This is a genomic window from Arthrobacter woluwensis, assembly GCF_030816155.1.
Taxonomy (GTDB): Bacteria; Actinomycetota; Actinomycetes; order Actinomycetales; family Micrococcaceae; genus Arthrobacter_E; species Arthrobacter_E woluwensis_A.
Genome location: NZ_JAUSXR010000001.1, coordinates 3,056,625 through 3,075,543 on the forward strand (window position 1 = coordinate 3,056,625; position 18,919 = coordinate 3,075,543).

Annotated in this window: 17 protein-coding genes; 8 read left to right on the forward strand and 9 right to left on the reverse strand. The window is 70.2% G+C overall.

Annotated features, from left to right (window positions below; translation table 11 throughout):
- The first annotated feature begins 36 nt into the window (after nucleotides 1-36).
- Nucleotides 37-1,122: a hypothetical protein gene (locus QFZ52_RS14020; RefSeq protein WP_307498212.1), complete on the forward strand. Its 1,086-nt coding sequence runs from the start codon at nucleotides 37-39 to the stop codon at nucleotides 1,120-1,122.
- Between the two features lies 1 nt (nucleotide 1,123).
- Here the strand turns inward: QFZ52_RS14020 and QFZ52_RS14025 are convergent, their stop codons facing one another.
- Both QFZ52_RS14025 and QFZ52_RS14030 read right to left on the reverse strand, forming a co-directional pair.
- Nucleotides 1,124-1,816 (reverse strand): response regulator, encoded by a 693-nt coding sequence (locus tag QFZ52_RS14025; RefSeq protein ID WP_307498213.1) that lies wholly within the window; start codon nucleotides 1,814-1,816, stop codon nucleotides 1,124-1,126.
- On the reverse strand, nucleotides 1,813-3,210 hold the full coding sequence (locus QFZ52_RS14030) for a sensor histidine kinase (RefSeq protein ID WP_307498214.1): 1,398 nt from the start codon (nucleotides 3,208-3,210) through the stop codon (nucleotides 1,813-1,815). Before QFZ52_RS14030 ends, QFZ52_RS14025 begins: the two co-directional genes overlap by 4 nt.
- Nucleotides 3,211-3,897: 687 nt before the next feature.
- Here QFZ52_RS14030 and QFZ52_RS14035 point away from each other — a divergent pair.
- The 3 genes from QFZ52_RS14035 to QFZ52_RS14045 all read left to right on the forward strand — a co-directional run bounded on the left by QFZ52_RS14035 (nucleotide 3,898) and on the right by QFZ52_RS14045 (nucleotide 5,922).
- Nucleotides 3,898-4,488, forward strand: a complete 591-nt coding sequence (locus QFZ52_RS14035) for an ABC transporter permease (RefSeq protein WP_307498215.1) — start codon at nucleotides 3,898-3,900, stop codon at nucleotides 4,486-4,488.
- A 39-nt stretch (nucleotides 4,489-4,527) separates the two neighbouring features.
- Nucleotides 4,528-5,229: an ABC transporter ATP-binding protein gene (locus QFZ52_RS14040; RefSeq protein WP_307498216.1), complete on the forward strand. Its 702-nt coding sequence runs from the start codon at nucleotides 4,528-4,530 to the stop codon at nucleotides 5,227-5,229.
- A gap of 66 nt (nucleotides 5,230-5,295) precedes the next feature.
- Nucleotides 5,296-5,922 carry a nucleotidyltransferase family protein gene (locus tag QFZ52_RS14045; protein ID WP_307498217.1) on the forward strand — a complete coding sequence of 209 codons (627 nt, stop codon included), beginning with the start codon at nucleotides 5,296-5,298 and terminating at the stop codon, nucleotides 5,920-5,922.
- 15 nt (nucleotides 5,923-5,937) lie between these two features.
- On the opposite strand, the gene QFZ52_RS14050 is transcribed toward QFZ52_RS14045, so the two are convergent.
- Both QFZ52_RS14050 and pta read right to left on the reverse strand, forming a co-directional pair.
- Nucleotides 5,938-7,113, reverse strand: a complete 1,176-nt coding sequence (locus tag QFZ52_RS14050) for an acetate/propionate family kinase (protein ID WP_307498218.1) — start codon at nucleotides 7,111-7,113, stop codon at nucleotides 5,938-5,940.
- Nucleotides 7,114-9,219 carry a phosphate acetyltransferase gene (gene pta, locus QFZ52_RS14055; RefSeq protein WP_307498219.1) on the reverse strand — a complete coding sequence of 702 codons (2,106 nt, stop codon included), beginning with the start codon at nucleotides 9,217-9,219 and terminating at the stop codon, nucleotides 7,114-7,116.
- 170 nt (nucleotides 9,220-9,389) lie between these two features.
- Here pta and QFZ52_RS14060 point away from each other — a divergent pair, with 170 nt between their 5' ends.
- A complete protein-coding gene (locus QFZ52_RS14060) occupies nucleotides 9,390-9,731 on the forward strand; it encodes a DUF1801 domain-containing protein (RefSeq protein ID WP_307498220.1) in 342 nt (113 codons plus the stop codon).
- 190 nt (nucleotides 9,732-9,921) lie between these two features.
- Here the strand turns inward: QFZ52_RS14060 and QFZ52_RS14065 are convergent, their stop codons facing one another.
- The 3 genes from QFZ52_RS14065 to QFZ52_RS14075 form a co-directional block, all read right to left on the reverse strand.
- A complete protein-coding gene (locus QFZ52_RS14065) occupies nucleotides 9,922-10,791 on the reverse strand; it encodes a DMP19 family protein (protein WP_307498221.1) in 870 nt (289 codons plus the stop codon).
- A 115-nt stretch (nucleotides 10,792-10,906) separates the two neighbouring features.
- Complete coding sequence (locus tag QFZ52_RS14070; protein ID WP_307498222.1) at nucleotides 10,907-11,572, reverse strand: pentapeptide repeat-containing protein; 666 nt, start codon at nucleotides 11,570-11,572, stop codon at nucleotides 10,907-10,909.
- A 146-nt stretch (nucleotides 11,573-11,718) separates the two neighbouring features.
- Nucleotides 11,719-12,279 (reverse strand): MarR family winged helix-turn-helix transcriptional regulator, encoded by a 561-nt coding sequence (locus tag QFZ52_RS14075; RefSeq protein ID WP_307498223.1) that lies wholly within the window; start codon nucleotides 12,277-12,279, stop codon nucleotides 11,719-11,721.
- A 47-nt stretch (nucleotides 12,280-12,326) separates the two neighbouring features.
- On the opposite strand from QFZ52_RS14075, the gene QFZ52_RS14080 reads away from it, so the two are divergent.
- From QFZ52_RS14080 to QFZ52_RS14090, 3 genes are all read left to right on the forward strand, one after another.
- Nucleotides 12,327-13,058: an SDR family NAD(P)-dependent oxidoreductase gene (locus QFZ52_RS14080; RefSeq protein ID WP_307498224.1), complete on the forward strand. Its 732-nt coding sequence runs from the start codon at nucleotides 12,327-12,329 to the stop codon at nucleotides 13,056-13,058.
- Between the two features lie 101 nt (nucleotides 13,059-13,159).
- Nucleotides 13,160-16,705, forward strand: coding sequence for a DEAD/DEAH box helicase (locus tag QFZ52_RS14085; RefSeq protein WP_307498225.1), 3,546 nt, complete (start codon nucleotides 13,160-13,162; stop codon nucleotides 16,703-16,705).
- Nucleotides 16,706-16,868: 163 nt separating this feature from the next.
- A complete protein-coding gene (locus QFZ52_RS14090; protein ID WP_307498226.1) occupies nucleotides 16,869-17,051 on the forward strand; it encodes a hypothetical protein in 183 nt (60 codons plus the stop codon).
- Nucleotides 17,052-17,185: 134 nt separating this feature from the next.
- Here QFZ52_RS14090 and QFZ52_RS14095 read toward each other — a convergent pair whose 3' ends face one another.
- The gene (locus QFZ52_RS14095) at nucleotides 17,186-17,848 is read right to left on the reverse strand and encodes an NAD(P)H-binding protein (RefSeq protein ID WP_307498228.1); all 663 of its coding nucleotides are present in this window, start codon (nucleotides 17,846-17,848) and stop codon (nucleotides 17,186-17,188) included.
- 20 nt (nucleotides 17,849-17,868) lie between these two features.
- Entirely contained in the window at nucleotides 17,869-18,912 is a 1,044-nt protein-coding gene (locus tag QFZ52_RS14100; protein ID WP_307498229.1) for an NAD(P)-dependent alcohol dehydrogenase, read from the reverse strand.
- Between the last annotated feature and the right edge of the window lie 7 nt (nucleotides 18,913-18,919).

The following is an 18,919-nucleotide window of genomic DNA, read 5'->3' on the forward strand; positions in this document are numbered from 1 at the left end:
ACCTCCCCCTTGCTGACTTTTCTCCGACAGGAACCCATGTCCACGCATCGCCTCCCCCTTGTGAAAACGCTGCCCTCGGCACGCCCGCGCCTCTGGCCCGACGGCAAGACCTGGGGCCACATCGCCCTGCATCTGCTCATCCCCCTCGTCATGGGCGCCGGCATGGCCTTCGCCTACCTCGGTGCCTTCCACTCCCCGGATCCGCACCACTTCCCGGTGGCCGTGGTAGGCCAGGGCCCCGAGACGAAGGTGTTCGCCCAGTCGCTGAACGACGGTTCGGACGGCAAGCTCCAGGTCACGACCGTGGCCACCGCCGATCAGGCGCGCCAGCAGATCACCGACCAGAAGATCTCCGCAGCCTACGTCCCGAGCAGGGATCACGCGACCATCCTGGTCTCCGGCGCCGCTTCCGAAGCGGCCGCCGGCGCGGCCCAGAAGGTCTTCCTGCCGCTGGCGTACAAGCAGCACCTGCCGGTCGCCGTCGAGGACGTCCGCCCGGGCGGCCCCAATGACACCGCCGGCCAGTCCGTGTTCTTCATGCTCGTGGCCCTGAGCGTGGGCTCCTACGCCAGCGTGGTGGCGATCGCCGCCGCGACCGCGAAGCTCCGGGTGGGCATCCGCCTGCTGATCGGCGCGGGCACCGCCCTGGTGGTGGCCGGCATCGCGACCCTCGTGGCCGGCCCGGTGTACCAGGTGCTCAACGGCTACGAATGGAACATCTGGCTGCTCGGCTCGCTGTACTCGTTCGGCATCATCACGATCGGTCTGGGGCTGCACCCGATCCTCGGCAAGTGGACCACCCCGGCCCTGACGCTGCTGTTCGTGATGCTCAACTTCACCAGCAGCGGCGGGGTGTACCCGGCGTCGCTGTCGCCGGCCTTCTTCGCCGGCCTCAACACCTTCTGGAACGGCGCGGCCTGGCTCAACGCAGTCCGCGATCTGACCTACTTCCCGGGCGCCGACTTCGGCATGGACGGACTCAAGCTGGCCCTGTGGGCACTCGGTGGCGTCACCCTGGTGCTGCTCAGCCACCTGGCGACCGTCAAGAAGCGGCAGCTCGCGGACGACACCCTGCCCGTCTCCCGCGAGGAGGAGGAATCCTCGGTGGTCGCCGCGGGCTGACTCAGGCGTCCGGGACCCGGATGATCTTCTGCTGGACCGCCGTCGTGATGGCGGCGGTCCTGTTGTCCACGCCGAGTTTGGCGTAGATGTGCACCAGGTGCGTCTTGACGGTCGCCTCCGAAATGAAGAGCGCCCTGGCCAGCGCCCGGTTGGACAGCCCGGTGGCCAGCAGTTCGAGGATCTCGACCTCCCGGGCCGAGAGCTGCGGGACCGGATTCCTCAAGCGGCCCACCAGCCGGGCGGCGACCTCCGGGGCGAGGGCCGTCTCCCCCGCGGCGGCGGCGCGCACAGCGGACCGGATCCGCTCGGACTCGGCGTCCTTGAGCATGTAGCCACTGGCCCCGGCCTCGAGGGCGCTGAGGATGTCCGAGTCGCTGTCGTATGTGGTCAGGACCAGCACCGGAACCGGGCGGACCCCTCCCTCTCCCTGGCGGATTTTCCGGGTGGCCGTGGCCCCGTCCATGCCATCGCCCATCTGGAGATCCATGAGGACCAGGTCGATGTCCTCCCCGAGAATCTGGCGGCGCCGGAGCTCCGCCAACGCCGCGGCGCCGTCCGACGCTTCGGCCACCACGCGGATGCCCTGGGTGTCATCGGATGCAGGACCCTCGGACGGCACTGCGGGGTCCTCCAGCATCGCCTTCAGACCGGCTCTCACCACCGGGTGGTCATCCACCAGCAGAACCCTGATCATGGCCGTTCCTCCGTGTCAGTCGGGGCGTGGTCAACCTGCTCATCCAGGCCACTGGGGGAACCGCCGGGCGCGGCCCCCTCGGGGACCCTGATCGCCACCACGGTCCCCTCGCCGGGGGTCGACTCCAGCACCAGGCTCCCGCCCAGCGCCTCGACGCGGGACCTCAGCAGACCGAGCCCCACTCCCTCCCCCACCGCAGGGGCCTCGGGGCGGAAGCCGACGCCGTCGTCGAACACATCCAGCGTCAGTTCCTGCTCCAGGAAGCCGAGCGTGAGCACCGCGTGATCCGCCCGGGCATGGCGGAGGACGTTCGCGAGCGACGCCTGCGAGGCGCGGAGCAACGCCTGTGACAGCTCCACGGGGACGTCCCGCGGCTCTCCGCTGAGCCGGAACGTCACGGACAAACCGCTCCCGGCGGCACGGGCCTGCCGTTCGGTGTCGGCGCAGAGCGAGGCGAGCAGCTCGGGCAGCGCGGCGCCCGCGGAGGCGCCGGGCGAGCGCACGAACTCGCGCGCCTGCTCCAAGGCCGACGACGCCGTCTCCTCCACCACGGCCAGTCGTTCCCGGGCCGTGCCGAGATCCTCGGCTTCCAGGGATCGTCCGGCCGCACGGCTCATGAGCACGATCGAGGAGAGGCCCTGCGCCAGGGTGTCGTGGATTTCGCGGGCCAGGCGCGCCCGTTCGGACAGCACTCCGGCCTCACGCTGACTCGCGGCCAGCTCCGAGCGGGCCGCACGCAGGGCTGCCGCGACGCGCCGCTGCTCCTCCGCCTCCCGGTACAGGGCCTGATAACTGAGCGCCGTCACCACGGCGAACGCGGCGCCGAAGCCCGGACCGATCACGAGCGCGCCGTTCGGCGAGCCCGGCGCGGCGTGCAGGAACAGCGCCACCACCAGCGCCGCCGTCGTGCACACGACCGCCAGCAGACCCACCCCGCGCGGCAGCACGTGCAGTTCCAGGAAGAAGAGCGGGAACGCGAGCCACGCGAAATCGGCCGAGAACACCAGCAGGACCAGCCACAGCACCACGACGACGGCGAGCCACCCCCGGGCGTACGGCGCGGGATCGAGGCGGCTGGCGCCGAGGGCGTGGCGTTTTTCGGCGGCGGTGCCCCCCAGATAGACCGCCGCGAGCAACGCCGCCACCGGGTAGACCACCGCGGGACTCCAGGCAGGAGCCGGACCGCCCGACCCGAGCTCCAAAGACCCCAGCGTCAGGGAGTAGCGGACCACGCCCAGCAGCAGGAGCGCGGCGAATCCGAGATGCAGGCTCACCCGCAGAATCCGCAGGATGACCTGGGTCCCCTGGGCCGGGTTCCGGGCAGCGTCCAGGGCACTCTCACCCACGCCGCCACCGGCGACGGAGTGGCCGTGAGGTCCGGGCCCGATTCCCATGCCACCACCCTAACGGCGGGCGCCGACAGGAATCCCTCCGGACGCCGCCCCGCCCCATCAACCATTCGGTTGATTCGGCGCTCAACCACAGCGAGCGCCCGGTTCAACCACCCCGCCGATGTGCGCGCGCACGCTCCGCGGGAGGCTGGAGATACGCCAGAAACCCCGGCATTCCAGGAGACCCCACCATGTTCCTCGCGCTCCGCGACCTCCGCTTCAGCAAGGGCCGTTTCGCCCTCATGGGCGGAGTGGTCGCACTCATCACCGTCCTGCTCGTCATGCTCTCCGGCCTCACCGCCGGCCTGGCGCACCAGTCCACGTCCGCGATCGGAGCCCTGCCCGCCGGCCGCGTGGTCTTCGGGGCGCCACAGGGCACCGCGGCGAAGGCGAGCTACGCGGATTCCGAGGTCACCCCGGAGCAGGCCGCGGCCTGGTCGCGTGACGCCGGTGTCACGGCCGTCCCACTCGGCATCTCGCAGGGCAAGCTGCGCACCGGCACGGCGGCGTCCACCCCCGACGGCGGTCGCACCACCAACGCGGCGTTCTTCGGATCAGACGGTGTGGACGGCACGGCACTGGCGCCCGTGACGCCCGGCAAGGGCGAGATCGTGCTCAGCGAGTCCCTCGCCTCGGCGCTGAACCTGTCGCGACGGCGGCGTCCTGAACAGCAACGGCACAGACCTCACGGTGAAGGCCGTCGTCCCGGACCAGTGGTACTCGCACCTCGCCGTGGCCTGGGTGGGCCTGGGCGACTGGCAGCAGATGAACCGGGGCCGCGAGGCGACCGTCCTGGTGGCGCCCGGCGCGGACGCCGGCGCCGCGGACCGTGCGGACAGCCGGAACGGCACCGTCAGCGCGGAGCGCACCGCGAGCTTCCAGGCGCTCGAGTCCTTCAAGAGCGAGAACGGCTCGCTGCTCCTCATCCAGGGGTTCCTCTACGGCATCTCGGCCCTGGTGGTCGGCGCGTTCCTGAGCATCTGGACTGTGCAGCGCACCCGGGACATCGCCGTCCTCAAGGCCCTGGGCGCGACGCAGGGCTACGTCTTCAAGGACGCCCTGGCGCAGGCCCTGATCGTGCTGCTGAGCGGCACCGTCCTGGGCGCCGTGATCGGCGGGCTGGGCGGCTGGTTCGCCGGACAGGCCGCGCCGTTCGTCCTGGGGCCGCTGACCATCGCCGGTCCCGTGGTGGGCATCGTGCTGCTGGGCCTCGCAGGTTCCGCGCTGGCGGTCCGCAAGGTCACCCGCGTGGACCCGCTGCTCGCGCTCGGCGGCAGCTGAGCCGGCCCCCACCCCCGTCGTCATCACCAGGAGAATCTCATGAACACGCCCGCACTGCAGCTCGAATCCGTCACCGTCGACTACCCGGACGGCGCCGGGACCATCACCGCCCTGGACCGGGCGTCGCTCACCGTGCACCAGGGGGAATTCCTCGCCCTGACCGGCCCGTCCGGCTCCGGGAAGTCCACCCTCCTGGCCGTCGCCGCCACGCTTGTGAAGCCGACGGCCGGTCGGATCCTGGTGGACGGCCGCGAAGTCCAGGCGCTGGGCCGGAAGGAGCAAGCGGCTCTGCGGCGCGAGAAGGTGGGCATCATCTTCCAGCAGCCGAATCTGCTGCCGTCGCTGACCGCCGTCGAACAGCTGCTCGTGACGCAGCATGTCCGCGGCTTCGGCGGAAAGACGGCCCGCGCGTCGGCGGAGGCCCGGGCACGTCGGCTGCTCGCCGCCGTCGGGCTGGAAGGGCAGGAGGACAAACGTCCGCATCAGCTGTCCGGCGGGCAGCGGCAGCGGGTGAACATCGCCCGGGCGCTCATGGGCGAGCCGAGCGTGCTTCTGGTGGACGAGCCGACGGCGGCGCTGGACGAGGAGCGCAGCCGCGCCGTGGTCGAGCTGCTGGCCCGGATCACGCACGAGTTCGGCACCGCGACGGTCATGGTCACGCACGATCTGGAGTTCGTCGAGCTCTGCGACCGCGAGGCCCACATGCGCGACGGGAAGCTCAGCGAAGCCGCGTTCGCCTGACGCTGAGCCGCTGACCTTCCGTCGAGTTCGGGCAGAAAAGGCACGGGCGAGGCCTACAGTCGAGGCGTGAGCGATTCACTCGAAGACTTCGTCCTGTCGGCCGTCCTGGACGACCCGGTGTGCCGCGGGCTCCTGGAGCGACTGCCCGGACTGGGCCTGGACGACTGGTACCTCACCGCGGGAGCCGTCTTCCAGAATGTCTGGAATGCCCGCACCGGACGGAATCCGGGGCACGGCATCAAGGACTATGACGTCTTCTACTTCGACGACACGGACCTGTCCTGGGAGGCCGAAGACCGGGTCATCCGCACTGCGGACCGACTCCTCGCCGGCCTCGGGGAGACGGTCGAGACCCGCAATCAGGCCCGTGTCCACCTCTGGTACGAACAGAAGTTCGGCAAGAGCATCCTCCCGTTCCGCTCCGCGGGGGACGGGATCAGGGGCTTCGCATCGGTCACCTGCAGCGTGGGCGTCACGGTGCGGAACGGCCGTTACGAGGTCTTCGCCCCGTACGGCCTCGCCGACACGGTGGGCCTGCGGATGGTCCCGAATCCCCTCATGGCGCCCCGGTCCGTGTACGAACGGAAAGTGCGCGAATACTCCGAACGCTGGCCGGAACTGAGCCACGAGCCCTGGCCCGGAACGCGGGGTCACTCGATGTCGGATTCCGGTCCCGGATCCGACGTCATGTGACTCCGCATTGCTGATTCAGCCCGCGACGACCTCCGCCGTGGCCTCGGCGATCGCCTGCTCCTCGTTGGTGGGGATCACGAGCACCGGGATCCGCGACGCCGCAGTGGAGATGACCCGCGGCTCCTTGGAGCGCACGGCGTTGAGTTCCGGGTCGAGCTCGATCCCCAGCGCCCCGAGCTGCTCGCAGACCAGCGCGCGGAACGGCGAGGAGTTCTCCCCGATCCCGGCCGTGAACACGATCGCCTGCGCCCCGCCGACGGCCACGTGGTACGCGCCCACGTACTTCGCCAGGCGGTAGGCGGCCACCTCGAGCGCCCGCCGAGCGCGCAGGGGATCGACGCCGGAGGAGGTGGCGTCGTCGTCGCCCACGGCTTCGGCGGCGTCCACGAGCGTCCGCATGTCATTGGAGCCGCCCAGGCCCAGAAGCCCCGATTCGCGGTTGAGCAGATCGTCCAGCGCGTCCGCGTCCAGGCCCTGGCGTCCGAGGAACACGAGGATGGACGGGTCGATGTCGCCGGAACGGGTGCCCATCACGAGGCCTTCCAGCGGGGTGAAGCCCATGGACGTGTCCACCGAGGCCCCGCCCTTGACCGCCGTGGCGGAGGCGCCGTTGCCGAGGTGCAGGATGACGCCGTTGAACTCGTCCGGCGCCTCACCCAGCAGCGCGGCCGCGCGGGCCGCGACGTACTGGTGACTGGTGCCGTGGAAGCCGTAGCGGCGGATGCCATGGCGTGTGTAGAGCCAGTCCGGGACGGCGTAGCGCCAGGCCTTCTCCGGCAGGGTGCGGTGGTAGGCGGTGTCGAACACGGCCACCTGCGGCAGTTGCGGCCATTTCTCCGTGATGGCGCGGATGCCGAGCACGGCGGCGGGGTTGTGCAACGGGGCCAGTGGATTGAGCCGCTCGATGGACCGCGTGACCTCGTTGTTGATCAGGACCGGCTCGGCGAACCGCTCGCCGCCGTGCACCACGCGGTGCCCGACGGCGTCCACCTGCCGGTCTCCCAGGACCTCGTGCAGGCGTGCCGCCACGATCTCGAGGGCCGCGCCGTGGTCCGGGACCGCGGCCGGCGTGTCGCCGTCGGGCTGGCCGATCCGCTCCACGAGGCCCTCCAGCAGCACCTCCCCCGCGTCGACGTCGCGCACCTGGTACTTCAGGGAGGAGGAGCCGGAGTTGATGACGAGGATGAGCATTCAGTTCTCCTGGGATGCGGCGGGCGACGGCGCGGCGACGCTCTGGGCCTGGACGGCGGTGATGGCGACGGTGTTGACGATGTCCTCCACCGTGCAGCCGCGCGAGAGGTCGTTGACGGGCTTGTTCAGGCCCTGCAGCACCGGCCCGACGGCGACCGCGCCGGAGGACTGCTGCACGGCCTTGTACGTGTTGTTGCCGGTGTTGAGGTCCGGGAAGATGAACACCGTCGCCTGACCGGCCACATCCGATCCCGGCAGCTTGGCCGCGGCGATCGCGGCGTCCACGGCGGCGTCGTACTGGATGGGACCCTCGACGGCGAGGTCAGGCTTGCGCTCCCGCACCAGTTCCGTCGCGGCCCGCACCTTGTCCACGGTCGCGCCGGTGCCGGAGCCGCCGGTGGAGTAGCTGAGCATCGCCACGCGCGGGTCCACCCCGAACTGCCGGGCCGTCTCGGCCGAGGCCAGCGCGATGTCCGCGAGCTGTTCGGCCGTGGGCTCCGGGTTCACGGCGCAGTCGCCGTAGGCGAGGACGCGGTCCTGCATGAGCATGAGGAACACCGAGGACACGATCGCCACGCCCGGCCGGGTCTTCACGAACTCGAGCGCCGGCCGGATGGTGTGCGCGGTGGTGTGCGCGGCGCCGGAGACCATGCCGTCCACGATGCCCAGCTGCACCATCATGGTGCCGAAGTAGCTGACGTCCAGCATGGTCTCGAGGGCCTTGGCGAGGTCCACGCCCTTGTGAGCGCGGAGCCGGGCGTACTCCTCGGCGAACCGCTGACGCAGCTCACTCGTGGCCGGGTCCACCAGCGTGATGCCGTCCAGGGAGACGCCGTGCGCCGCGGCCAGCTCACGGACCGCGGCCTCGTTGCCGAGGATGGTCAGCTCGCAGACATCGCGGCGGCGCAGGATCTCAGCGGCCCGCAGGATCCGCAGGTCCGTGCCCTCCGGCAGCACCACGTGGCGGCGGTCCGCCTGGGCGCGGCCGATCAGTTGGTGGAGGAAGCGCAGCGGGGTCATCGACGCCGGGCGGCTCAGGTTGAAACGCTCGAAGATCTCATCCTCGTCCACCTGGCGGGACCACTCGCCGAGGGCCGAGGCCACCTTGCGGCTGTTGCCCGTCGAGATCTCGCTGCGCACCCCGGAGACAGCCGTGGCCGTGTGATAGGTGTCCTCAGGGTGGGCGAAGAACGGGAACGGGGCGCCGGCCAGCAGCGGCAGGATGTGCGGGTCCGGCATGAGGCCGCCGCTGAGGACCACGCCGGACGGCACCGGGAAGTCGGGCGACTGCGTGGAGGCGAGCACGCCAGCCAGGATGTCGGCCCGGTCGCCGGGGGCGATCACCAGATCGCCGGGCTCCAGGGCGCCGATGAAGTTGCCGAGGCTCATGGCGGCCACCTTGACCCCGGCGACTTCGCGTTCCATGTCCGCGGTGCCCGCGAGCAACTGGAGGCCCAGGGCCGCGGAGATCTCGCCGGTGGTGGGACGGGCCATCTCGGGCCGTTCCTCCAGGACGTAGACGGGCCGCTTCAGGTCACCGGGACGGATCGCGGCCCGCACCTCGTCCACCTGGTCCGGGTCCGCGCGGTTGACCATCACCATCAGGAGGTCGGCGTGCACGGCGGAGAGCTCTGCGCGGACCACGTCCACCGCATCCGCGATCTCCTCCGGGTTGAGGTCCTTGCCGCTCACCACGGCCACGACGGGACAGCCGAGATCCTTGGCCAGCTGGGCGTTGAGGTCGAATTCGACGGCGGAGTCGGCGCCGGAGAGGTCTGAACCCTCCACGATCACCACATCGCACAGGGCGGAGACTTCGCTGAACACCTGCACGCACCGGGTGCTGATCTCCTCGCGGCGACCCTCGGCCACCAGGCGTCGGGCCTCCTTGAGCGTGAGACCGGCCCGGCAGACGGCGGGATCCAGGTGGTAGCGCGTGCGGATCAGCTCGACCATGGGGTCGTGGTCCGGGGTGTCGCCGGGGACCACGGGCCGGAAGTACCCGATCCGTCCCGCCCGGCGGTAGAGGGCCTCGGCCAGGCCGAGAGCCACCACGGATTTGCCCGATCCCGTGGAGGTGGCGGTGACGTAGATTCCTGTGAACATGGCGCTCCTGAGGGTTGTTCCACCCCCATCTTTTCACCGCGGTTCCCGGCCGCCCATAGCGTGGGTCACTATGTCGCGAGGTTCACACCCCGCGCCCGCCACCGTAGGCTGGAATCCGGCCGGCAACCCGGCCCCACTTCAGATCCGATGCACCTTTTGGAGGCTCCACCATGTTGTTCAGCAAGAAGGGCGACGACGCCGCTCTCGCCAAACTCCGGGAAGCCCCCGCGCCGTACGCGGAACTCGGCGAGCGGCTGCACGCCATCATCCGCGAGAACGCCCCCTCCCTGGAACCGGTGGTCCGCTGGGGTCTGCCGTTCTACGTCCGGAACGGCGAGGACATCTGCTACATCAAGACCGGCAAGAACTACCTCGCCTTCGGCTTCGGCGAATCCGTGAACCCGGCCTTCCAGGAGGGCGCCTCAATGCACCCGATCGTCTGGAACATCACGTCCCTCGACGCGGAAACGGAAGCCACCCTCGCGGCCCTGATCCGCACGGCGGCCGGCTGACCCGCAACCCCTTAACGCGCGACGACGACGAGGGGAACCCGCCGCCGTCGCGCGTCAAGGCGTCGGGGCACTGAGGGACGTGCGGGAGTCGGCGTCAAGGGGCCCCGCGGCCACGACCACGGCGGATGCCGGGCACGAGGGCCGCGGGGATAGCCGACAGAGCATGTCCCTCAGTGCCCCGACCTTCCGCTCAGGCCTCGGCGCCGGCGGGTTCCAGCTCGTCGTCGTCGATCTCCTCGATCTCGACCGCGGCCACGACCTCGAGCGACTCCGGCCGGAGCATGAGGGCCTCGTCCTCCAGCTCCACCATGATGTACTCCTCGCCGTCGGCCAGGAAGTGCCAGGCCACCACGGTCTCGGCCTCGTAGACGAAGTTGGGGTCGCCGAGGGTGATCTTCTCCAGCTCCACCTCGGCGACGTCGCAGAGTTCGCGGATGATGATCTCGAAATCGGGCATGTCCTCCAGGGAGGCGGCCTCGGCCTGAGCACGGCGCTCCTCGAGGTCCTCGACGGTGGCCAGGCGCTCGTCGATCACGGCGTCCAGGCCGTCCTCGTCCACCACCAGCAGGCCTTCGAGGCCCCGCAGCCAAGCGCCGTTGAGCTCCATCAGGTCCTCGGTCTCCAGGAGCGCCTCGAATTCGTTGTCGAGCTCCTCCTGGGCCAGGACGGCGTCGCTGACTTCGCTGTCCTCATCCTCGGCGTCGCCGTCCAGGTAGGCGTCGACCTCGTCCTCGCTGAGGGCTTCGAAGGCCGCGGCGGTGCGGTCGAAGAGGTCCAGGTGGGCCTTCGCGCCCATGGCTTCGAGGCCGCCGCGGACGTAGGCGTCGATCTCTTCGCGATCCGTGGCCGTGAAGACGTACTGGGCGAAGCCGCCGCCCAGGGCCTGGGTCAGGTAGAAGTCCACGTAGTAGCTGCGGAGGGCGTCCTCGGCGATCTCCTCCTGGCCCAGGAGCTCCTGGTACATGGCATTGACCACGGTGACGTTGCCGTCCACCACTTCATCGGGGCCGGCTTCAAGGCTTTCCTTGAAAAGGACAACGGGGAGCTGCTTGCTGGTCATGCTGATCCTCACTCGAGAAGTCCACGGGACACTTCGACCGTACGCGCCGTCCCTGGGAGTGACCGGTGGTCCCGGGTCACAGGCGGGTGAACCTTGGGTGAACTGAGCCGGGCGCTCAGCCCTCCTTCACGTCGATCCCGGCCTGGAGCGCCATCTGCACGGCGAGCTCCCGCACCTGGGTCTCCGTCAGGGTGGCGCCGCGGAGCCCGGTCACCGAGGTGAAGACGCGGGCGTCCAGGCCGCGGAGGTCGACGTCGGTGGCGTCCAGGTCGCGGCTGTCCACGTCCTCGGCGCCGCTGTCCCGGAACGCGACGCGCTTGAGCTTCGCCAGCGGCACGTCGAGGGTGCGGAGCCGGCAGCCCGCCACGACGACGTCGTTGCCCTCGGCGCCGTTCAGGCCCAGGTAGTCGATCCTGACGTCCCGCAGTTCCAGGCTGTCCACCTCCGCGCCCGAGAGGTCCAGCGTGCCGATCCTGCCGCCGCTCATCCGCACGCGGCGCAGCCGCGCGTTCCGGAGCACGAGTTCGGTGACCTGCAGATCCTCGACGTCGAGGTCCGTCAGGGTGGCGCCGGTGAGGTCCAGACGGTCCAGCTGGGCGTCCCGGATCACGCATTCACTGAGGTGAGCGTGGGACGCGTCGACGTCCCCGGACAGTCCGAGCACGGCGCTCTCCGAGACCTCGTCGTAGCGCCGCAGCCCGTCCACCTCGCCGAGATGAGCGGGCAGGTCCGGGGCCGCGGCCCGGGGTGCGGCGGGGCGGTTCTTCCTCGTCTGTGCCATGCCGCTCAGCCTATCGGCCGGGTCCGACAGTGCCCGCGGATTCCGCCTCGCGCGGATCCGCCCACCGGGCACGGCCCGCGTGTGTCCCCGGGCCCGCGCCCGGGTCCCGGAGCCCAGGTCCCGGAGCCCGGGCGGCTGGCGGTCGTTCATCGGCTGTCGGCTGACGGGCCGTCCCCGCCCGAAGCGAGGAGCCCGCCATGCAGCTTTTCCAGGAGGAACACCAGCTGAGCCTGTTCGGCATCGCTCAGCGGCGCCACCAGCGACTCCTCGTGGTCGAGCAGTTGCCGGACGGCGGGGATGAGCACTTCGTGCCCTGCCTCCGTCAGCTCCACCGTGACCGCACGACGCCCCTCGGCGGACGGCTTCCGGAGAACAAACCCGTCCTTCTCGGCCCGTGCCACCCGCTGGGAGATGGCCCCCGCGCTGACCAAGGTCCGAGCGGCCAGCTCGCGAGTGGTCAACCGGTACGGGGATCCCGCGCGGCGCAGTGTCGAGAGCAGATCGAGAGTGGCGGCGTCGAGCCCCAGGCGCCGCAGCGTCCGTTGGCGGTCGTCCGAAAACACTTTCCCCGTCCGCCACAGCGTGGTGATGACGGGGATGGACCGAACGGGAATCCCGGGCACCTCGCGCTCCCACGCTCGCGCGATGTCCGCGGCGGGGATGCGTCCTTCCCAGCCTTCGGTATCCTGGCGGCCTCGTTCAGTCACGTGCTAGCCTCCCATATCGTTTAGGTCTAAACGTACAGGAGGACGGAATGGCTCGGCAGATCGTCATCACCGGGGGAACCAGCGGTATCGGCGCCGCGATCGCGCGCCGGTTCGTCGCCGACGGCGACGTCGTCACCCTCACCGGAAGGGACCCCGAGCGGGTCCGGAGCGTCGCCGCAGAACTCGGCGCGCGCGGAGAAGTCTGCGACATCACCTCAGCCGCATCCGTCGAGGCGTTCGCAGCGACCCTCGACGCTCCCCTCGACGTCGTGATCGCCATGGCGGGCGGCAATGCCGAACCGGACCGGGACGAAGGTCAGGAGCCTCTCAGCGCGGTCGCACTCGCGGACGCCGCCTGGACCGCGAACCTGCGCACCAACACGATTGGAACCGCCCTCACGGTGACAGCCCTCCTGCCGAAGCTCCGGGCGGGAGGAGCCATCATCATGGTCAGCAGCATCGGCGCCGAATACGCCTCCGGACCCTACGGCGCCTCCAAGGCCGCGGTCGCCGCCTGGACCGCCGGGCTGTCCGCTCAGGTCGGCCCCGACGGCATCACGGTGAACACCATCGCTCCGGGCTATATCGAGGACACCGCGTTCTTCGGCGACACCATGACGGAACAGCGCCGTCAGCGCCTGATCGACGCGACGCACACCAAGCGTCCCGGGCGGCCGGAGGACGTCGCCGGGCTGGCGTTCTTCCTGGCCGGACCCGACTCCCGTCACATCACCGGGCAGACCATCCATGTGAATGGAGGCGCCCACACCACCCGCTGACCCAGGATCCGCACACCGGGCACGGCCCGCCTGTGTCCACATAACCCCCTGTGCTCCATCTCGCAGACCGCTCCCGGGCTGCTCGCACTAGACTGTTGTGGATGGCCACCTCGCAGGCCCAGGAACGCTTGGGCACCCTCGCCGCGCGCTTTGACGAAGGCAGCGTGGAACGCGGCTACGAGTATGCCCGCCAGGAGCGCGTGTTCAACGTCGTCTTCGGCCGCACCACCGGGCTGCTCACCGGCCGCGTGGAAGGCACCCGCTCGTACCGCGCCGTCGCCAAGCTGCAGCCCAAGGACGACTCCTGGATCTGCCTCACCGCGCTGTGCGACTGCCCGGTCCGGCAGGACTGCAAGCATGTGGCCGCCCTCCTCTTCGCCGCCAAGGAACGCGGCCTCCTGGACTCGGACGACGCCGTCGCCCGCCGTCGCCGGGGCCCCGCGCCGCTGCCCGGGTCGGCGTCGTCCGCCAACGGCTCCGCGCCCACCTCACCGGCCGCGTCCTCCGCCTGGGAGAAAGCCCTCGCGCCCCTCCTGCCCGAGTCGGCCACGACCGCCGCCTCCACCACACCGCAGCTGGCCCTGCTCTTCGAAGTGACGGACCCCAAGCCGGCCGTGTCCCGCGGCGGCCGCGTCTACAGCCAGGCCGAGCCTTCCGGACTGCGGGTCCGCCCCATGTCCATGGGCGCGCGCGGCAAGTGGATCAAGAGCGAGGTGGCCTGGACCAACATCAACTACCTCAGCTATTACCGGAAGTTCAGCCGGGAACAGACGGACGCCCTCGCGGAATTCCTCGAGCTGTCCCGCATGCCGGGCCAGTACCAGGGCCCCGCGGGTCAGTGGCTGGAGCTCTCCCAGTACAACGGCAGGCACCTGGCCACGGCCCTCGCGGACCTGGCCGGCAAGGGGATCCTCCTCATCCAGGACACGGATCCGCGGTCGCCCGGCGTGCGGCTCGAGCGCGAACCCGCCGTCCTGGAGCTCTCGGTGGACCGCCGTACGGACGGCGGCCTGGATGTCGCGCCGCGGCTCGAAGCCCAGGGCCGTGATCTCGATCTGAAGAAACTCCACTTCACGGGTGAGCCCGCGGCGCTGGCGTTCCACGGCGGCGCCTCGGTGCCGGGCGGCCTCGTGGACGGGACGCTTGTGCTGACGCCTCTGGCTCCCGCCTCCCCCGAGATGGTGGCTTTCGCGCGCGCCGCGGAGCCTGTGCACATCCCCGCAGCGGACGAGGAACGCTTCCTCAGCGAGTTCTACCCGCGGCTGCGGCAGGGAGCCCCCGTGGTCGCGGCGTCGGAGAGCGTGCGCCTGCCGACCATCGGCAAACCCGTGCTGTCCCTCCTGGCCGACTACCGCAAGGACCACCGCCTCGATCTGCACTGGGAGTGGCACTACACGAGCAACGGCAAACAGGTCTCGCAGCCGCTCGCCTTCGACCGCGCTGATGCCGGCTACCGGGACGAGGCTCAGGAGAAGAAGATCCTGAACGCGCTCGGCAAGCCGTGGGAGGTGGTGGCCGCCCTGGCCACCGAACCCACGATCGGATCGGACGGGCTCTGGACCCTCCCGTCGCTGGCCCCCACCGCGACCCTTCACGGCATGGACACGGTCGCCTTCACCGAAGAGGTGCTGCCGCAGCTGCGCACCGTCCCGGATGTCGAGGTGGACGTGAACGGCGTGGTCCCCGACTTCCAGGAGGCCGTCGAAGCCCCGGTCGTGCACGTCTCCACGCTGGACAAGGACGACCGTGACTGGTTCGGCCTCGAGATCGTGGTCACCCTCGAGGGCGAGCAGGTGGCGTTCGGCCAGATCTTCTCCGCCCTGGCCTCGGGTCAGACGCGCATGGTCCTGCCGAGCGGCAAGCACTTCCCCCTCGACAGTCCCGAGCTCCAGCAGTTGCGCGAACTGATCGACGAGGCCCGCGCCCTCTCCGACCGCCCCGGCGAGGAGCTCCAGATCAGCCGCTTCCAGGTGGGACTCTGGGAGCAGTTCGCGGCGATCGGCGTGGTGGAGGAGCAGGCGAAGGAGTGGCGCCGCAGCGTCACCGGGCTGCTCAACGTGGACGACTCCACGCGGGATCTCGCGGCACCTGCCGGTCTGCACGCCGAACTGCGCCCGTACCAGCTGGAGGGTTTCCGCTGGCTCCGTTTCCTGTACGACCACCGGCTGGGCGGGGTCCTGGCCGATGACATGGGCCTCGGCAAGACCCTCCAGACCCTGGCGCTGCTGTGCTCGCTGCGCGAGGATCCCACGGGCACCACGGACGACGACGGCGCCCCGGCCGGCCCGTCCGCGACGGTCACCACGGCTGAGCCCGCCGCAGCCGTGGCCGGCGAGAGCGCGGAGGGCGGCCCGGCGTCGTCGGCGGCCGGAGAAACCGCGGCACCCGGAGATCCCGCAGCGACCCGCGCGCCGTTCCTGGTGGTGGCGCCGAGCAGCGTCGTGTCCAACTGGGCGATGGAGGCGGCCCGCTTCGCGCCCGGACTGAAGACCGTGGCCGTGGCCGAGACGTTCAAGCGCAGCGGCCTGAACCCGGCGGAGGAGTTCGCCGGGGCGGACCTGGTGGTGACGTCCTACGCTCTGTTCCGCCTGGAACTCGAGAAGTACCAGAAGCTCTCCTGGGGTGCGCTGGTCCTGGACGAGGCGCAGTTCGTGAAGAACCACCAGTCCAAGGCGTACCAGGCGGCGCGGAAGCTCGATGCCCCCTTCAAACTCGCGATCACCGGCACGCCCCTGGAGAACAACCTCATGGAGCTCTGGGCGCTGCTGTCGATCGTGGCTCCCGGCCTGTTCCCGAGCCCCGGGAAGTTCGCGGAGTATTACCGCAGGCCCATCGAGGTCCACGGCCACCCGAAGCTGCTGGCCAAGCTGCGGCAGCGGATCCGTCCGCTCATGTTGCGCCGCACCAAGGAGCAGGTGGTCAAGGAGCTGCCGCCGAAGCTGGAGCAGGTCCTCACGGTGGAGCTGAATCAGCGCCATGCGAAGGCCTACCAGACGCATCTGCAGCGCGAGCGGCAGAAGATCCTGGGGCTCCTGGAGGACGCGAACAAGCACCGCTTCACCATTTTCCAGTCGCTGACGCTGCTCCGGCAGATGGCTCTCGACCCGTCCCTCGTGGACCCCGAGCTGAGCGGTGTGCGGTCGAGCAAACTGGACGTCCTGTTCGAGCAGCTGGAAGATGTGCTGGCCGAAGGGCACCGCGCCCTCATCTTCAGCCAGTTCACCGGATTCCTCGGGAAGGTCCGGGAACGGCTCGATGCGGCGGGCGTGCAGTACGCGTACCTGGACGGGTCCACGCGGCAGCGCGCCGATGTGATCGCGTCTTTCAAGGAGGGCGACGCGCCGCTGTTCCTCATCAGCCTGAAGGCCGGCGGCTTCGGCATCAACCTCACCGAAGCCGATTACGTGTTCCTCCTCGATCCCTGGTGGAACCCGGCCAGCGAGGCTCAGGCCGTGGACCGGGCGCACCGGATCGGCCAGGACAAGCAGGTCATGGTGTACCGGCTGGTCGCGAAGGACACCATCGAGGAGAAGGTCATGGCGCTCAAGGCCAAGAAGTCCAAGCTCTTCGATTCGGTGGCCGGGGACGAGGCTCTCGCATCCACCCACCTCACCGCGGACGACCTCGCCGGGCTGTTCCGGGAGTAGGCCTCTCCCCCTCCCCCCGTTGCGGGGTCACATGATGTCCCCTCCGACGGTCACATCGGACACTATGTGACCCCGCAACGGCAGGACGAGGCGCCCCCTACCGGCGGCCTGACGGCCGGGCGTAGCCTGAAAGGGCAGTGTCCACGTCTGCCGAGGAGGAACCATGACGGACTTCCGCAGTTACACCGCCGAGGAACGGGCCAGCTTCGTCGCCCCCGCCTGCGAGATGTGCGGTCAGCACCGCCACGTGCGCTGGGTGCCGGTCGAGGATGCCGGGGACCCGCCGCGCTGGACGGCGCGCGACGCCGGGTGCAGCAACGAGGCGTGCACCGGTTTCCGGGTCTGACGCCTCGCCGGCCCCACCCTTCCGCACCGGCTGGCCCACGAAAAAGCGCCCTGGCTCACCTTCCGCGGGGACATCGACCCGCGGAAGGTGAATCAGGGCGCCGAGCTCGGCGAGGCAGGCTGGGCGAGGCGGACTCAGCCCCGCAGAGCCACGAGCCCTGCGACGGCGTCCGCCACCGGCGTCGAGCCGTCGGTGAGCTCCACGATCTCCCGGCTCACGGCCGGCTCGTGGAGCACCTCAGCCAGGAATGCCGCGACATTGCCGCGGCGGACGTTCCCGTACTCGATGGCGGGCCCGGCGGTGACCAGACCGTCGCCGGGCTCGTCCTTGAGCGTTCCGGGCCGGACGATGACCCAGTCGAGGTCCGTCCCGGCCAGGTGGACGTCCGCGGTCTTCTTGACCCGCATGTAGTGCTCGAAGCCGGCGTTCGGGGAGTCCCCGCCGCGCCCGGCGTCGGGGAACACGGACACCAGCACGAACCGCTTCACCCCGGCCAGGGCCGCGGCGTCGGCGGCCTTCACCAGGCCCTCGCCGTCGATCGCGGTGGTCATCTCCTGCCCCGTGCCGTGCGCCCCGGCGGAGAACACGACGGCGTCGTGCCCGGCCAGGTGGCCGGCCAGCGTCTCCGTGGAGTCATTGATCAGGTCACCGAGCACGGACTCCGCCCCGGTGCGCGTGATGGTGTCCGTCTGTTCGGGGCTGCGGTGCATCCCGGTGACCTGGTCCCCGCGCTCCACGAGGAGCCCGGAGAGGATGCTGCCGATGCCTCCGGCCGCACCGATCTGGAAAACCTTCATGGTATCTCCTTCCGGAGTGGTCAGGCGATGGTGGACACGTCGATGACGAAGCGGTACCGGACGTCGGACGCCAGCACGCGCTCATACGCCTCGTTGACCTGGTCCGCGTCGATCACCTCGATCTGCGCGCCGATGCCGTGCTCGGCGCAGAAGTCGAGCATCTCCTGGGTCTCCGGGATGCCGCCGATGTTCGAGCCGGCCAGCGCCTTGGCCCCGCCGATCAGACTGAAGATGTTCAGTTCCAGCGGCTCGCCCGGGGCGCCCACGCAGACCATGGCGCCGTGCGGCTTCACGAGGCGCAGGTAGTCGTCCAGGGGGATCTTGGCGCTGACCGTGTTGATGATGAGGTCGAAGCTGCCCTTGAGGTCCTGGAAGGTGGTCTCGTCGCTCGTGGCGTAGTAGTGGTCCGCGCCGAGCTTGAGCCCGTCCTCCTGCTTCTTGAGGGACTGGGACAGCACGGTCACCTCGGCGCCCAGTGCGTGGGCCAGCTGGACGGCCATGTGGCCCAGGCCGCCGAGGCCGATCACGGCGACCTTCTTGCCCGGGCCGGCGCCCCAGCGGCGCAGCGGCGAGTACGTGGTGATGCCGGCGCAGAGGAGCGGGGCTGCGACGTCGAGCTCAAGAGAATCCGGGATCAGCAGCGTGAACGCGTCGTTCACCACCACCTGGCTGGAGTAGCCGCCCTGGGTGATGGAGCCGTCGCGGTCCTTGGAGGCGTAGGTGCCCACGCTCCCGTTGAGGCAGTCCTGCTCCTGACCGGCCAGGCACTGCTCACACTCGCGGCAGGAGTTGACCAGACAGCCCACGCCCACGCGGTCGCCGACCTTACGGGTGGTGACCTCGGAGCCGACGGCGGCCACGATCCCGGCGATCTCGTGGCCGGGGGTCAGGGGGTACGGGACCGGGCCCCAGTCACCGCGGACGGTGTGGATGTCCGAATGGCAGATGCCCGCGTACTTGATGTCGATCAGCACGTCATGCGGGCCGAGTTCGCGGCGTTCTACGGTGGTGCGGATGAGCGGTTCCGTGGCGGACGGCGCGGCGAGAGCGGCAACGGTGGTCATGAGGACT

What these genes read in the sequence shown, in the direction of transcription:
- QFZ52_RS14030 (WP_307498214.1), bottom strand. Translation starts at nt 3,210, where the DNA reads ATGGGAATCGGGCCCGGACCTCACGGCCACTCCGTCGCCGGTGGCGGC.
- QFZ52_RS14095 (WP_307498228.1), bottom strand. Translation starts at nt 17,848, where the DNA reads ATGAAGGTTTTCCAGATCGGTGCGGCCGGAGGCATCGGCAGCATCCTC.
- QFZ52_RS14020 (WP_307498212.1), top strand. Translation starts at nt 37, where the DNA reads ATGTCCACGCATCGCCTCCCCCTTGTGAAAACGCTGCCCTCGGCACGC.
- QFZ52_RS14040 (WP_307498216.1), top strand. Translation starts at nt 4,528, where the DNA reads ATGAACACGCCCGCACTGCAGCTCGAATCCGTCACCGTCGACTACCCG.
- QFZ52_RS14090 (WP_307498226.1), top strand. Translation starts at nt 16,869, where the DNA reads ATGACGGACTTCCGCAGTTACACCGCCGAGGAACGGGCCAGCTTCGTC.
- QFZ52_RS14080 (WP_307498224.1), top strand. Translation starts at nt 12,327, where the DNA reads ATGGCTCGGCAGATCGTCATCACCGGGGGAACCAGCGGTATCGGCGCC.
- QFZ52_RS14065 (WP_307498221.1), bottom strand. Translation starts at nt 10,791, where the DNA reads ATGACCAGCAAGCAGCTCCCCGTTGTCCTTTTCAAGGAAAGCCTTGAA.
- QFZ52_RS14060 (WP_307498220.1), top strand. Translation starts at nt 9,390, where the DNA reads ATGTTGTTCAGCAAGAAGGGCGACGACGCCGCTCTCGCCAAACTCCGG.
- QFZ52_RS14050 (WP_307498218.1), bottom strand. Translation starts at nt 7,113, where the DNA reads ATGCTCATCCTCGTCATCAACTCCGGCTCCTCCTCCCTGAAGTACCAG.
- QFZ52_RS14070 (WP_307498222.1), bottom strand. Translation starts at nt 11,572, where the DNA reads ATGGCACAGACGAGGAAGAACCGCCCCGCCGCACCCCGGGCCGCGGCC.
- pta (WP_307498219.1), bottom strand. Translation starts at nt 9,219, where the DNA reads ATGTTCACAGGAATCTACGTCACCGCCACCTCCACGGGATCGGGCAAA.
- QFZ52_RS14085 (WP_307498225.1), top strand. Translation starts at nt 13,160, where the DNA reads ATGGCCACCTCGCAGGCCCAGGAACGCTTGGGCACCCTCGCCGCGCGC.
- QFZ52_RS14025 (WP_307498213.1), bottom strand. Translation starts at nt 1,816, where the DNA reads ATGATCAGGGTTCTGCTGGTGGATGACCACCCGGTGGTGAGAGCCGGT.
- QFZ52_RS14100 (WP_307498229.1), bottom strand. Translation starts at nt 18,912, where the DNA reads ATGACCACCGTTGCCGCTCTCGCCGCGCCGTCCGCCACGGAACCGCTC.